This window comes from Carbonatibacter coralli (assembly GCF_039592655.1).
GTDB lineage: Bacteria > Pseudomonadota > Alphaproteobacteria > Kiloniellales > Kiloniellaceae > Carbonatibacter > Carbonatibacter coralli.
Genome location: NZ_JBBUTJ010000004.1, coordinates 137,449 through 151,948 on the forward strand (window position 1 = coordinate 137,449; position 14,500 = coordinate 151,948).

Annotated in this window: 11 protein-coding genes; 8 read left to right on the plus strand and 3 right to left on the minus strand. The window is 53.2% G+C overall.

The genetic code is table 11. The features are described from left to right. Window positions 1-16 precede the first annotated feature (16 nt). The 5 genes from dctP to AAAH10_RS11220 all read left to right on the plus strand — a co-directional run bounded on the left by dctP (window position 17) and on the right by AAAH10_RS11220 (window position 4,371). A complete protein-coding gene (gene dctP, locus AAAH10_RS11200; protein WP_343563549.1) occupies window positions 17-1,021 on the plus strand; it encodes a TRAP transporter substrate-binding protein DctP in 1,005 nt (334 codons plus the stop codon). Between the two features lie 124 nt (window positions 1,022-1,145). Beyond that, window positions 1,146-1,454, plus strand: coding sequence for a (2Fe-2S)-binding protein (locus tag AAAH10_RS11205; protein ID WP_343563551.1), 309 nt, complete (start codon window positions 1,146-1,148; stop codon window positions 1,452-1,454). Continuing rightward, complete coding sequence (locus AAAH10_RS11210; RefSeq protein ID WP_343563553.1) at window positions 1,447-2,886, plus strand: FAD/NAD(P)-dependent oxidoreductase; 1,440 nt, start codon at window positions 1,447-1,449, stop codon at window positions 2,884-2,886. Before AAAH10_RS11205 ends, AAAH10_RS11210 begins: the two co-directional genes overlap by 8 nt. Next, window positions 2,883-4,001, plus strand: coding sequence for an NAD(P)/FAD-dependent oxidoreductase (locus AAAH10_RS11215; protein WP_343563555.1), 1,119 nt, complete (start codon window positions 2,883-2,885; stop codon window positions 3,999-4,001). Before AAAH10_RS11210 ends, AAAH10_RS11215 begins: the two co-directional genes overlap by 4 nt. Before the next feature lie 22 nt (window positions 4,002-4,023). Beyond that, a complete protein-coding gene (locus AAAH10_RS11220) occupies window positions 4,024-4,371 on the plus strand; it encodes a RidA family protein (protein WP_343563558.1) in 348 nt (115 codons plus the stop codon). 83 nt (window positions 4,372-4,454) lie between these two features. Here the strand turns inward: AAAH10_RS11220 and AAAH10_RS11225 are convergent, their stop codons facing one another. Both AAAH10_RS11225 and AAAH10_RS11230 read right to left on the minus strand, forming a co-directional pair. After that, window positions 4,455-5,093: a HEPN domain-containing protein gene (locus tag AAAH10_RS11225; protein ID WP_343563560.1), complete on the minus strand. Its 639-nt coding sequence runs from the start codon at window positions 5,091-5,093 to the stop codon at window positions 4,455-4,457. 1 nt (window position 5,094) lies between these two features. Further along, window positions 5,095-6,276 carry a GmrSD restriction endonuclease domain-containing protein gene (locus AAAH10_RS11230; RefSeq protein ID WP_343563562.1) on the minus strand — a complete coding sequence of 394 codons (1,182 nt, stop codon included), beginning with the start codon at window positions 6,274-6,276 and terminating at the stop codon, window positions 5,095-5,097. Between the two features lie 297 nt (window positions 6,277-6,573). Here AAAH10_RS11230 and AAAH10_RS11235 point away from each other — a divergent pair, with 297 nt between their 5' ends. The 3 genes from AAAH10_RS11235 (at window position 6,574) to AAAH10_RS11245 (ending at window position 12,578) form a co-directional block, all read left to right on the plus strand. After that, window positions 6,574-9,366 carry a bifunctional aconitate hydratase 2/2-methylisocitrate dehydratase gene (locus tag AAAH10_RS11235; RefSeq protein ID WP_343563564.1) on the plus strand — a complete coding sequence of 931 codons (2,793 nt, stop codon included), beginning with the start codon at window positions 6,574-6,576 and terminating at the stop codon, window positions 9,364-9,366. 242 nt (window positions 9,367-9,608) lie between these two features. Continuing rightward, complete coding sequence (locus AAAH10_RS11240) at window positions 9,609-10,262, plus strand: glutathione S-transferase family protein (RefSeq protein ID WP_343563797.1); 654 nt, start codon at window positions 9,609-9,611, stop codon at window positions 10,260-10,262. Between the two features lie 156 nt (window positions 10,263-10,418). Continuing rightward, window positions 10,419-12,578 (plus strand): methyl-accepting chemotaxis protein, encoded by a 2,160-nt coding sequence (locus AAAH10_RS11245; RefSeq protein ID WP_343563566.1) that lies wholly within the window; start codon window positions 10,419-10,421, stop codon window positions 12,576-12,578. A 98-nt stretch (window positions 12,579-12,676) separates the two neighbouring features. Here the strand turns inward: AAAH10_RS11245 and AAAH10_RS11250 are convergent, their stop codons facing one another. Beyond that, the gene (locus AAAH10_RS11250; RefSeq protein ID WP_343563568.1) at window positions 12,677-14,491 is read right to left on the minus strand and encodes a DEAD/DEAH box helicase; all 1,815 of its coding nucleotides are present in this window, start codon (window positions 14,489-14,491) and stop codon (window positions 12,677-12,679) included. Window positions 14,492-14,500 lie beyond the last annotated feature (9 nt).

The window sequence follows — 14,500 nt, forward strand, 5'->3', positions numbered from 1 at the left end:
CAAAAGGAGACTTTTCATGAAGACACGTTTTCTGAACAGGACATTGAGCTCTGTTATCCTGATGACAGCTCTGGGCGCAACAGCTGTTGCCGAAGCTGCAACACTGAAAATCAGCCACGTTCGCCCGCAAGGCGCAATTGTGGACCAGGAAATCAGGGACTTTGCCAGTGAGGTGGAAACGGCAACGGAAGGGGATGTGAAAATCAGCATCTTTGCTGCCAGCGCACTGGGGGATTACACAACCGTGCAGGAGCGCATTTCTGTTGGTGCCGTTGATATGGCTGTCCAGCCCGCTGCAACAGCGGCATCGCGCAGAATGCAGATCAGTGCCTTTCCCTATGTTGCGGAGAACTGGGAACAGGCTCGCAGGATCTATGGCCCGGGCGGTGTGATCCACGGCGCAATGAAAGAGCTCTATGCCAGGCAGGACATCACCATGCTGGCGGCCTATCCGGTTTACTTTGGCGGCGTTGCCCTGAACACGGATGCAGTTGCACCGGGCAATCCGAATGAAGCGAAGGGTATCAAGGTCCGTGTGCCGGGCATCAAGAGCTTCCAGTTGACCAGTGATGCACTGGGCTACATCAGCTCTCCGATCCCGTTCTCCGAGGCCTTCACCGCAGTTCAGACCGGTGTCGTCGATGGCGTTATCGGCTCCGGTGCGGAGGGCTATTACGCGTCCTTCCGCGATGTGACCAAAACCTATATCCCTGTGAACACGCACTTTGAGGTCTGGTACATGATCATCAACTCCGAAGTGCTGGCTGATCTGGACGCAGAGGATCAGGAAGCCCTCAGGAAAGCGGCGCTGAACTTTGAAGCCAAACGCTGGGAAAGCGCGGAAGCCGATCAGGGCGAGTACGAAAACAAGCTTGCGGGGCTGGGTGTGAACATCGTCAAGCTCTCCGATGAGGAGTTGACGGCAACAGCGCAAAAGGTCCGTGCCGAAGTCTGGCCGCAAATTCTTGAAGACATCGGTGCCGACTGGGGTCAGGGCATCCTGGACAAGATCGCCAACTGATCCTCTTGAACATCCCTGTCAGACAGTGACCCTTTCCTCCGGTCCTGCCTGTATTGAAGAGGCGCTTGGCATGGCTACAGCGCCTCTTTCCTTCTGATCATGATCAAGATGCAGGAAGATTTCCATGTTTCGATCCCTTGCCAAGGACAATGGTCCGCAGGTCACAGTGGTGATCAATGGAGAAGCGGTGAAGGTCCCCGGTCATTTCTCGGTCTGGGCGGCGATGGCGCTTTGCGGGCAACCGGTGACACGTCTGTCTCCGGTCAGTTCCGGGCCCCGTTCCGCCTATTGCGCGATGGGGGTCTGTTTTGAATGCCTTGTCGAAATTGACGGACTGCCCAACCAGCAGGCCTGCCTCCACAGAGTGCGCGATGGCATGGCGATCAATCGCCAGACCATTGTTCAGGAAACAGGAGGGGCTGCAGATGCGTGATTGCTTTGACATTGCGATTGTCGGTGCCGGCCCGGCAGGGATGGCGGCTGCGCTTGAGGCAAGTGAGGCAGGTGCCTCTGTCGTGGTGCTGGATGACAAGGCCGAAGCCGGCGGTCAGATCTATCGCTCCGTGCGCAGCAGTCCCCTTCCGGATCGTTCAGTTCTGGGAGAGGACTATACCCGGGGCGAAGCGCTGGTTGCGCGTTTTGAAGCATCAGCGGTTGAAACCATCCGGGAAGCCTCTGTCTGGCATGTGAGCACAAGAGGCGAGGTCCTGTTTTCCAGAGAAGGGAAGACCCACAGCCTGACAGCACGGGAAGTGATGGTCTCGACGGGAGCCATGGAACGCCCGTTTCCCGTTCCGGGCTGGCACCTTCCCGGCGTGATGACAGCGGGAAGTGCGCAGGTGATGCTGAAATCGGACGGGCTGGTGGTGGAGGACGCTGTCTTTGTCGGAAGCGGTCCGCTTCTCTACCTGATTGTGGCACAGTATCTGCGCCTTGGCGTCAGGGTCCGTGCGCTTGTCGATACCACACAACCCGGAACAGCCTTTCAAGTGATCCCCGAGTTTCTGGGCGCACTGAAGGAGTGGAAAACCCTGCGCAAGGGCCTGGGGCTTCTGCAGGAGATACGCCGGAGCGGCCTGCCGCTTTACAGGGGGGCAAGGGACCTCAGGGTTCTGGGAGAAACAGCAGCAGAAGGGCTTTCCTTTTCCTGCGGGGGGCGGCTTCAGAACCTGATGACAGAACAGGTTTTCCTGCATCAGGGTGTTCTGCCAAATCTCAATCTGACCCGTGCCCTGAACCTTGAACACGACTGGAACAGCGCGCAGCTCAGCTGGCAGCCACGACTGGACAGATGGGGGCAAAGTTCGGTCCCGAACATTTCTGTTGCTGGCGATGGCAGCGGTATTGTGGGCGCTGATGGCGCCGTCATTGCCGGACGCCTTGTTGCGCTCAACCAGCTGGGCAAGCTGGGATATCTCTCATCCCTGGAGCGGGACAGAAAGGCAGCAACCCTGCACGAACAGATGGCAAGTCTGCGCAGACTGCGTCTTTTCCTGGATCGCCTCTATCGTCCGTCGGATGAGCTGCGGATGCCGTCGGACCCGGATACGATGGTTTGCCGCTGTGAAGAGCAACGGCTGGGGGATCTGAGAGCAGGATTTGAACAGGGGGCAACAGATCCCAATGCGCTCAAGGCCCTGAAGCGCTGCGGGATGGGGCCCTGCCAGGGCAGGCAGTGCGGACACACGGTTTCCGAACTTCTGGCCCGCTGGCAGAACAAACCCGTGGCCGGGGTCGGATACTACAGGCTTCGTTCGCCACTCAGACTCCTGTCCCTGCAGGAGTTCAGCAATTTCAATCTGGTCAAGCCCAAAAGCAGTGCCCTGAAGGACAAAGAGGACAGGATCGGGAGTGCCGCGCAATGAGAAACCCTGACGTTCTGATCATTGGTGGTGGTATCCAGGGCTGCGCAACAGCCTACAACCTTGCAAGGCAGGGGGTTCGTGTTCTGGTGGTGGAAAAGGATTACAGCGGTCGACACGCATCCGGGGTGAATGCCGGAGGCGTTCGCCTTCTGGGTCGTGATCCGGCCGAGGTTCCCCTCAGCAAGCTGTCGATGGAACTCTGGTTGCAGCTTGCTGATGAGCTGGGGGAGGAAACGGGGTTTCGCTCCCGTTCGCTGATCAATATTGCTGCGGATGATGCGGACATGGAAACGCTCTGCAGGCGACAGGAAATCATGCAGGGGCTGGGCTATTACCACGAGAAGCTGCTGGATCGCAGGGAACTGCGTGAACGCTTGCCGCAGGTGGCTGATTTCTGTGTCGGTGGTGCTGTCAGCGAGGATGATGGCTATGCCATTCCCTATCAGGCGGTTCTGGCTTTCAGGCGTGCGGCCCTGCGCCATGGTGCGGCCTTCTATGAGGGTGAGGAGGTTCAGAACCTGCGCCGGATCGGGTCGAACTGGCTGGTGCAGACCGACAAGGGCAGCTATGAAGCCGGACATCTGGTCAACTGCGCCGGAGCCTGGGCGGATCGTATCGCGATGATGATCGGGGACAATGCGCCGATGTCCTGCAGTGCGCCCATGCTGATGATCACAACACGGGTTCCGCAGTTTGCGCATCCTGTGGTGGGGGCTGTGAGCCGTCCGCTTTCCTTCAAGCAGTTTGAAAACGGGACTGTTCTGATCGGGGGCGGAGCCAAGGGCTTTGCCGATCGGGAGAACAACCGGACAGAACTGGACTATGCAAGGATTGCCAATGGCGCACGCAGCGCTATTGAGTTCTTTCCGATTATTGCGTCGGCGTCCATCAACCGGATGTGGGCGGGGCTGGAAGCCTACATGCCGGACAATCTGCCGGTTATCGGACCGGGTGTGCAGGAGCCAAATGCATGGCATGCCTTCGGTTTTTCGGCCCATGGCTTTCAGATGGGACCTGTTGTTGGACGAATCATGGCAGATCTCGTATTAACGGGGGGCTGTAACTTTTCACTGGATGCGTTCAGGGTCGACCGCTTTGAACGCAAGGTTCTTTAATTCACAGGTCAGGGGAATACATATGACAATCGAACGGATTGGCTCCACCCAGCGCATGAGCAAAATCGTCAAGCACAACGGCACAGTCTATCTCTGTGGTCAGACGGCTGGTGAAGCGGAGTGGGATATCAAGGAACAGACGCAGCGCTGTCTGGACAAGATCGAGGACCTGCTCAAAGAAGCGGGCAGTGATCGCAACAAACTTCTGTCTGTGACAATCTATGTCCGTGACATGAAGGACTTTGCGGCGATGAACGAAGTCTGGGACGCCTGGATTGCCGACTACGAAAAACCGGCCCGCGCCTGCGTTGAAGCCCGCATGGCCCGCCCTGAAATTCTGGTCGAGCTGTCTGTCACGGCAGCCCTGTAATCAGACAACTGATCAGACAGTCACCATGTTTGAAAGAAAGGCCCCGCCAGCAGGTACCGGCGGGGCCTTTTGTCTTGTAATATCTATGTTGGCCGTATTTGTTTTTTATAACGCAATGTAGAACAAACAGCTTTATCAAAGTCTATAAGATTGTTTTCTATTGTTTGTAGTTCGGTTTTTATGCTCGATAGTGTTGGCTCCGTTTGGATGTGGTGGAATTTATGAGCGACATTTCCTCTAGTAGAGCCAAATGTATCTAAAGCATTTGATAACAAAATATCTTCATATTCTATGTCAATTCCTATTGGTAATAGTATGTTGTTAAGGTTTTGTTTTCTGATTCCATGATTGTTATTGATTATATTGATATATTGATTCAGGGCTTCTTTTGAGAAATCGTCTATGTTTTTTGATAAGTTCTTGATGTTATCTCTTTTTTCTGAATCAGTTTTGCCGTTTTGTGCTTTTAATGAGATTAAAGCCATCAAGCAGTGACAAATAGTTCCTCTTTCTATGAAAGCCTTTCTGGCTTCCATTGCTACAGACTTCGATATCGTCTCGAAGTATTCTTCTAATGCTGCGTGCGTGAGCATTATGAAAGATCTTACTTTCAAACGTTGAAGATCTGTCGTTGTTTGATTCGGATCAACCCCAGAAACAATTTTTTCAGCTTTTTTTAGAGAGCGTTTGACTGCCCGTAAATGACTAGTAGGAGATTTCATGTCAATTTCTTAATTGGGGAATTACTAGTTCAGATCCGGAAATTTCGTTTACTTTGTTGTACCAAGTTTCGAAGCGCTTTCTAACTATCTTTGTATTTTTCGTTGAGGTTTCAAAAGCTGCTACGAACTCTCTATCTGCATTTGAAGTTTCAATGAAGAGTTTCTCAAACTCTCGTTTATTCTGATGTGCCCAATCTAATACTTGCTGATTGGTGAGGCTCCCAACTATAATGTCAAATACTGCTCTATTGAAACGTGTCTCATAGCGTTGTTCGTGAGCATCCCATTTCTTGCAGACATTTGTTCCGAAAATGTTTATTGCTATATTTATTGCAGTTTCCATTTTCTCTAAAGTCGTATTGACTTTATGGAGGAAATTTTCATCTCTTGAAATTTTCTCATTGTAAGTACTGCAAGTTTCATCGAGGAATTTCTTAAGATCTCCTTGATAAATGGCGTTTTGATTAGAAAAGGCAATATGGCGAATTGTGAGTTCAACATCTGCCATACGTTTATCAGGATTTTTTAAATTCAATAACTTTTTGAGCGCTTCAGAACTCTCGGTCCAAGTGATAATATGTTTAATGAATTGCCCAGGATAGAGAGACATTCTCAGTTCCATTGGAGAGAGCTTAACAGAACCAGAGTTTAATCTGTAAAAAATCTCATATAATGTTTCATCATGTTCCCAACCTCTTAAAACAATTGATCTTTGAGTCGCATTTTTAAATAGATTGGCTGTCTCAGGCTCTTCTTCAATTTCGTTCCAAGTTTTACCTTCTAACTGTTTTAAAACTCTCATACCTTTTAAGCGAAATACTTTACCATTGTGACGCTTACCATCCATAAATTCTTTAATGGCAGTTAGTCTCTGTTTTCCATCAATAACAATAAAAGAATTTTTATCTTTTCTTTTTGAGGCAAGTAGTATCTGTGGAACTGGTATATTAAGAAATAATGATTCTATGAGTGATGATTGTGACATTTCGGCCCAAACACTTCTTCTTTGAAATGAAGGGTCGAGGTCAATTTGTTTACCAATCAGTCCGTATAGAGAACTGATGGTCCAGTCACTAGGCGCAACTAAAAGGCCGTCAAAATCGCCTAGATTGGGTTCTGAATTTTCGTCTGTTTCTGAAGCAGTTTCTTCGTCTTCAAAAAGATCGTCTCTATATTCTAACATGGTACCTCCGAGAACTTTTTCTGTGTATATTTGGTTGTGTTATTTTGCAATGTTTTTCTATTAAAAGAAGGGTTGATTGTTAGAGGTTAAGCAGTATGAGTTGCAACAAGCGAATTTTAGTTGCCAAGAATCAAAAATAACAAAATATATAGCTAATCTTGGACTGCTTTTTTGCTTTGTGGGTCAATCAACTTGGCAACGGTGAAGTCACTCTGCTATAAAAATGTTCAGCGGGTGCGTTGAAAACCCGACGCGCCGGTAAAAAATAATTATCAAACAGATATGACCGGGTCAGCCATGAGATTGTACACAGCCTACCTTGAAGAGATAGAAAAGCGTAAAGAGCAGGGGTTGCACCCCAAGCCGATTGATGACGGTGCTCTGACGAAAGAGATTATCGAGCAAATCAAAGACAAGAGCCACGAACACCGCGCGGACTCGCTGAAGTTCTTTATTTACAACACCCTGCCGGGCACGACCTCTGCTGCGGGTGAAAAGGCGGGGTTCCTCAAGGACATCATTCTCGGGGATGCGGATGTCGAGGAAATCACTCCGGCCTTTGCCTTTGAGCTTTTGTCCCACATGAAGGGCGGCCCGTCCGTTGAGGTGCTGCTTGATCTGGCGCTGGGTGATGATCCGGCAATTGCCGCGCAGGCGGCCGAGGTTCTGAAAACGCAGGTCTTCCTTTACGATGCCGATACCGACCGTCTCAAGGCGGCCTTCGATGCCGGTAATGCTGTGGCGCGCGAGATCCTTGAAAGCTATGCCGCTGCTGAATTCTTTACCAAGCTTCCCGATGTCGAGGAAGAAATCAAGGTTGTTACCTACATTGCTGCCGAAGGGGACATCTCCACGGATCTGCTGTCTCCGGGCAATCAGGCACACTCCCGCTCCGACCGGGAACTGCATGGCAAGTGCTTTATTTCCAAGGAAGCACAGGATGAAATCGAAGCGCTGAAGAAACAGCACCCTGACAAGCGCGTCATGCTGATCGCTGAAAAGGGGACCATGGGTGTCGGGTCCTCGCGCATGTCCGGTGTGAACAATGTCGCGCTGTGGACCGGCAAGCAGGCCAGCCCTTACGTACCGTTCGTCAACGTTGCCCCGATTGTTGCAGGCACAAACGGGATTTCCCCGATCTTCCTGACAACGGTGGGCGTAACCGGTGGCATCGGGATTGATCTGAAAAACTGGGTCAAGAAGCTGGACTCCGATGGCAAGCCGATTCTGAACAATGACGACAACCCGATCCTTGAACAGAAGTATTCTGTCGAGACCGGGACTGTGCTGACCATCAACACGAAAGACAAGAAGCTGCTGAACGATGCGGGCGATGAAGAGCTGGCAGATGTTGCAACATCTTTCAGCCCCCAGAAGGTCGAGTTCATGAAGGCTGGCGGTTCCTACGCCATTGTCTTTGGCAAGAAGCTCCAGACCTTTGCCTGTAAAACGCTCGGGATCGAGCTGAAATCCGCCTTTGCGGCTTCCAGGGAAATTTCCCATGAAGGGCAGGGGCTGACGGCTGTCGAGAAAATCTTCAATGCCAACGCTGTTGGTGTTCCCGAAGGCTCTGTCCTGCATGCGGGCTCTGATGTCCGCGTGAAGGTAAATATTGTGGGTTCGCAGGACACGACAGGTCTGATGACCGCGCAGGAACTGGAGTCCATGGCGGCGACCGTTCTGTCGCCAACAGTGGACGGCGCCTATCAGTCGGGCTGTCACACGGCTTCTGTCTGGGACTTCAAGGCGCAGGAAAACACACCGAAGCTGATGGCCTTCATGCACAGGTTCGGCCTGATCACCGCGCGTGACCCGAAAGACGTCTATCACTCCATGACAGATGTGATTCACAAGGTTCTCAATGACATTACTGTGGATGACTGGTCGGTGATCATCGGTGGTGACTCGCACACCCGGATGTCCAAGGGCGTGGCCTTTGGTGCAGACTCCGGGACTGTTGCACTGGCGCTGGCGACAGGTGAGGCAACCATGCCGATCCCTGAGTCCGTAAAGGTGACCTTCAAGGGAGCCATGGCAGACCACATGGATTTCCGCGATGTGGTTCATGCCACACAGGCGCAGATGCTCAAACAGTTTGGCGACAACGTCTTCCAGGGGCGTGTGATTGAAGTTCATATCGGAACCCTGCTGGCGGACCAGGCCTTTACCTTCACGGACTGGACGGCAGAAATGAAGGCGAAAGCCTCGATCTGTATTTCGGAAGATTCTGTTCTGATTGAATCCCTCGAGATTGCGAAGGCCCGTATTCAGGTCATGATTGACAAGGGCATGGAGAACGATGCGAAGATGCTCCGCGGTCTGATCGATATTGCCGAGAAGCGTATTGCCGAGATCAGGTCCGGCGAGAAACCGGCTCTGAGTCCGGATGACAATGCGAAGTATTTTGCGGAGGTTGTCGTCGATCTGAGTGAAATCGACGAGCCGATGATTGCCGATCCGGATGTCAACAACGCCGATGTTTCCAAGCGTTACACCCACGATACAATCAGGCCGATCTCCTATTATCATGCCGAGAAAAAGGTTGATCTGGGCTTTGTCGGTTCCTGTATGGTCCACAAGGGTGATGTGAAGATCGTCGCGCAGATGCTTCGCAACCTCGAAAAGGAACATGGCAGTGTCGAGTTCAAGGCGCCGCTGGTTGTTGCTGCCCCGACCTACAACATCATTGACGAGTTGAAGGAAGAGGGAGACTGGACTGTTCTGCAGAAATATTCCGGTTTCGAGTTTGACGATATGGCTCCGAAGCAGGAGGCACGGACCGAATACGAAAACATTCTCTATCTGGAAAGACCCGGCTGTAACCTCTGCATGGGCAACCAGGAAAAGGCTGCAAAGGGCGACACGGTTCTGGCGACCTCCACCCGCCTTTTCAAGGGACGTGTTGTTGAGGATTCTGCAGAGAAAACCGGTGAATCCCTTCTGGCTTCCACTCCGGTTGTTGTCCTGTCCGCCATTCTGGGCCGGACCCCGACAATCGAGGAGTACAAGGCGGCAGTAGAAGGAATTGACCTGACAAAGTTTGCTCCTCCGCTGCAGAAACCGCTGGACAGTCAGTCGGTTCACTTCTAACAGCCGGATTTCATTTCCGAATCTGTACAGACGGACCCGTGCCCTGGTGCGGGTCCGTCCTTGTATCCGGAAGCCTTTCAGGCCTATGCTTCTGTTGTGGGGCAGCAAATGCAGGCAGAAAATTTTCTGCCGGACGAAAACTGTCTGATTGCTGTCTTCCGAAGGAGGGGATCAATCTCCCTTTCATAAAAACATCCGCCCAAGGTGCGACTGAACAGGAAAAGGAAAACTGCGGCGTGGCCATGCATCTCTACACCAATCCGGTCAGTAATTTTTGCAACAAGGTTGATATCGCTCTGGCCTGGAAGGGGCTGGACTGCGAGCGCAGCTTGCCACCCGGAGGATATGGGTCTGACGAGTACAGGAAAATTGTCCCGCTCGGAACGATCCCGGGTTTGGTGGACGGGGATTTTGTTCTCTCTGAATCCGAACTGATCATGGAATATCTGGAAGATGCCTATCCGGATCGTCCTGCCCTGCTGCCCGTGGATGCCCGCGAACGCGCCCGGGTTCGCCTGTTGTCGCGTTATCACGATCAGAAGCTTGAACCCCATGCCAGAGCGCTTTTCAAACACATGGCGCCTTCCCAGAGGGATCAGGCCTTTGTGACAGAGAAGTTTGAAGCCGTGATGACAGCACTAGAGGGACTTGAAAGACAGGGCCGTTTTGCCCCCTATCTTGCCGGCAGTGCCTTTTCCCTTGCCGATTGCGCCTATGGGCCGACAATCATGATGATGCAAAAGATGTTCGAGACACTGGAACGTGATTTCAGGCTCTCGAAACCGCTTGAGGACTGGTATCAGACGCTCCTGCAAACCCCGGCTGTGCAGGAGGTGATGCCCCGTGCCGTTGAGGCAACAGATGCCTGGGTCAGGCGAAAGCTGGCAGAGGGGTGAAAGGGCGACACAAGATCAGTCGTTTTTTTTATCAATATGGTCGTATTTTGCACACGGGATTCAGAAAGTCTTAAATGATCACGGGTAACAATTTGTCATGATTGTGTTTGAGGCATCGTGCGGGTGTGGTGCCGTCTCAAATTAAAAGGCAAAAGAATGTTATCTCGTTTCAAGATCAGCGTGAAGCTACCTGTGCTCATCACGCTCATGGTTACACTTAGTGTGTTTGCATTGGGTTTCGCGACTTTTCTCAGCTCTTCTTCCTCTTTGGAAAGCATTGCGAAGGAACGACTGGTTTCTCTGGCAGAGACCCGTTCTGAATTCCTGCAAAAGGAGCTCAGGACGATTGAGAACCAACTGACGACGGCAACAAAGGCCAAAGCCGTCTGGGGAGGTTTGAACTCCTTTTCCAGAGGGTTTGACGGAATTGTCAGACAGGGAACTGATGTCGAAGCCTACCTGAAAAAGGCCTACATCCAGGACAACCCCAATCCTGCGGGTGAACGTCACCTGATGGATGGTGTGGATGGAAGCTCCGAGAGCTATGACCGCTTTCACAAGATTTTTCATGCCCCTTTCCGTTCGATTGCGGAAGAGAACCTCTATGATGATGTCCTTCTGGTGGATACCAAGGGGAACGTTATTTACTCTGTCTACAAGAACAATGATCTCGGGGTGAATCTCACCCAGGGTGAATGGGCCCAGACGGGGCTGGCAGAGGTCTATAACAGGATTGTTGAAAATCCGCAGGAAGGTCAGGTGGCCTTTGCCGATTTTACCAGCTATCCGGGCAAGGATGGTGAAGCAGAGAGTTTCATCGGCGTCCCTGTCTTTGCCGCAAACAAGTTCCGGGGCATTCTGGTTGCCGAGATGCCGAAAAGGCGTCTTAATGAAATCATTGCCAACATTGTCGGCCTCGGGGAGCAGGGGCAGGCGATCCTTGTCGGTGCCGACAATTTGCTGAGAACCAACACGCGCTTCACACCGGAGGGCGAGAGCCAGGTGCTTCAGCCTGCTCTGGACAGTGAAGCTGTCAGCAAGGGTCTGGCCGGAGAAACCGGTGTGTTGTGGGAAACCCGTGCCGATGGCAGTGACTATCTGATGTCCTATCAGCCGATTGATTTCCACGGAACCCGCTGGGCGCTGGTTCTGGATATTGCCGGCGATGAAGCCCTTGCATCCGTCATTGACCTCGAAATCACGGTTCTGATCGTCGGCGCTGTTGTGCTACTGGTGGCTGTGGTTCTGGGCCTTTTGTTCTCCCGATCCATCGTTGTACCTCTCTCGCGTTCCAGCCGGGAAATGCTGGCGCTTGCCGAGGGGGACAAGTCCTTTGAGATTTCCGGAGAGGACCGCCTGGATGAGGTCGGGGACATCGCCCGTGCTCTGGCTGTTTTCAAGGCTTCGGCGATCAAACAGGACGAGATGGCTGAAAAAGAGAAGGAGATGCTGGCTTTCCGCGAGAACAGAACGCGGGCCATTGAACGTCTGATCAGTGAATTTGAACAGTCCAGCGGGGAGCTGCTGGAAGAGGTCACGGGATCTGCGACGAAAATGACAGCGACCTCTGATCAGCTGCTTCAGAGTGCCGAGGACACAAGCCTGCGTTCTCATGCGGTTGCTGCCGCAGCAGAAGAGGCGTCTGCCAATGTTCAGACAGTTGCTTCCGCGGCCGAGGAGTTGAGTTCCTCCATTGAGGAGATCAATCGTCAGGTTCGTGAGTCGAATACCATTGCAGAAGCGGCTGTTACAGAGGTGAACGAAAACGTTCAGACCATTCGCAAGCTGGAAGATTCCTCGAACCGTATCGGAGAGGTGGTGCAGCTGATTTCCGAGATTGCCGAGCAAACCAACCTTCTGGCTCTCAACGCGACAATCGAGGCTGCACGTGCAGGAGAGGCCGGCAAGGGTTTTGCGGTGGTTGCCAGTGAAGTGAAAAACCTGGCCAACCAGACGGCCAAGGCGACCGAGGAAATCTCCGGTCAGGTTCATGAAATCCAGCAGGTGACCAAGGGGGCTGTCACGGCAATTGAAGGGGTCGGGGAGACGGTTCACAAGATGAGCGAGATCTCTGCGTCCGTTGCCCTGTCAGTCGAACAGCAGGGCGCTGCAACCTCCGAAATTTCCCGCTCTGTTCAGGAGGCTTCTGCCGGAACGTCCGAGGTGACGACAAACATTCACTCGGTCAACGAGGCTTCAAGCCAGACGGATACCGCTGCGCGTTCTGTCAGTGAAGTGGCTGTGGAGGTCTCTGACCGGGCCACTAACATACGGGAGCTGGTCGGCAAGTTTTCGTCCGATATCAAGGCCATTTGATCCGGAAACGGACGGGGTGAAAGCCTCAGGGAAAAACCAGAGAAAAAGCCCTCGCTGATGCGAGGGCTTTTTTTGTTTCCTGAAAGGACAGTTGGCAATCAGTCTTTCTTGCGCTTGTAGCTCTTGCCACCCGGCTTGCCTTTTCCGCCACCGGGCTTTCCACCCTTGCGGTGGAACTTGCCGCCTTCCCGGTCGCCGCCTTTGCCACGGCCGCCAAAGTTGCGGCTCTTGTTGAAAGGCTTGCCGTCCCGGTCTCCACGTGGCCCGCCCCTTGGGCGTGAGGATGGCTTGATGTCAGGCATGTCGCCAACAAAGTTGATGTGCAGTGATTTCTCACCAGTGCCCTGTTCCTGGACTGTTTCCCAGAAAACAGCAGAGCTTTGGCCGGAAACCTCGAAGAAGGTTTCTGTATCCTGAATGTGAATGGCACCGATGTCGTTGCGGGTGACATCACCTGCCTTGCAGATGATCGGCAGGAGCCATTTCGGATCAGCCTTGTGTTTGCGACCGGTGTTGAGCTTGTACCAGATACCGTCAGAGAAATCGGACTTCTTGCGCTCGCGACGTTCTCCTTCCGGTGCTCGTTCGCGTACAGGAGCCAGTTCTTCGGGAGAGGGCAGCTTCTCCATGCGGAGAGCCAGAAGTGCTGTTGCGAGTGCTTCCGGGCTGTAGCGCTCCATCAGCTCCTTGATCAGTTCTGCATGATCTTCGGAGGCCGGCATCGTAAAGATGGCATCGTTCAGCAGGCGTTCGCGGTCGCGTTCTGTGATTTCTTCAATGGTCGGAGGTGTGCGCCAGTCCGGATTGATCTTGGCAAAGCGCATCAGGCGCTCGGCAGAGCGGCGCTTGTTGACCGGAATGACGATGGCGCAGATGCCTTTGCGGCCTGCACGGCCTGTGCGTCCGGAACGGTGCAGAAGGGTCTCCGAGTTATTCGGAATGTCGGCATGAACAACCAGATCGAGGTTTGGCAGGTCAATCCCGCGCGCGGCAACATCTGTTGCAATACAAACGCGCGCACGCCCGTCGCGCATTGCCTGGAGGGCATGGTTGCGCTCACTCTGGCTGAGTTCGCCGGAAAGGGCGACAACCGAGAAACCACGGTTTGAAAGGCGGCTGGCGAAGTGTTTTACGGTCTCGCGTGTCGAGCAGAAAACAATCGTGCTTGGGGATTCGTGATAGCGCAGCAGGTTGATGATGGCATTTTCGCGATCACTTGGCGCAACTGTCAGGGCGTGATACTCAATATCGCGGTGCTGCTCGCGTTCTGTGATTGTGCTGATGCGCAGGGCATTGTTCTGGAAGCGGGTGGTCAGCGACAGGATCGGCTTGGGCATTGTTGCCGAGAACAGCAGGGTGCGGCGTTCTTCCGGCGTTGAATCCAGAATGAATTCCAGATCGTCGCGGAAGCCCATGTCCAGCATTTCGTCCGCTTCATCCAGCACAACAACACGCAGGTTGGAGGTATCCAGAGCCTTGCGTTCGATGTGATCGCGCAGGCGTCCGGGTGTGCCGACAACAATGTGGGCTCCCTGTTCCAGTACGCGGCGCTCGCGGCGCGGGTCCATGCCGCCAACACAGGTTGCTGTTGTCCCGCCAGCCTTGCCATAGAGCCATTTGAGTTCTTCATTGACCTGAAGGGCCAGTTCTCGCGTCGGGGCAACGATCAGGGCCAGAGGGCGCCAGACAGGCTTGAGGCGCTTGGCATCGCCGAGAAGGCTGGCAGCCATGGCCAGACCAAAGGCCACGGTCTTGCCGGAACCGGTCTGGGCGGAAACCAGAAGATCGCGTTCGTGATCCTCTACGGCAATGACCTCTTCCTGAACAGGAGTGAGGCTGTTGTATCCTTTGTCCCTAAGGGCTTCTGCGATTACCTCAGGCAAACGCTCTGCATGGTTTTCCAGTGCAGTCATCGTGATTGG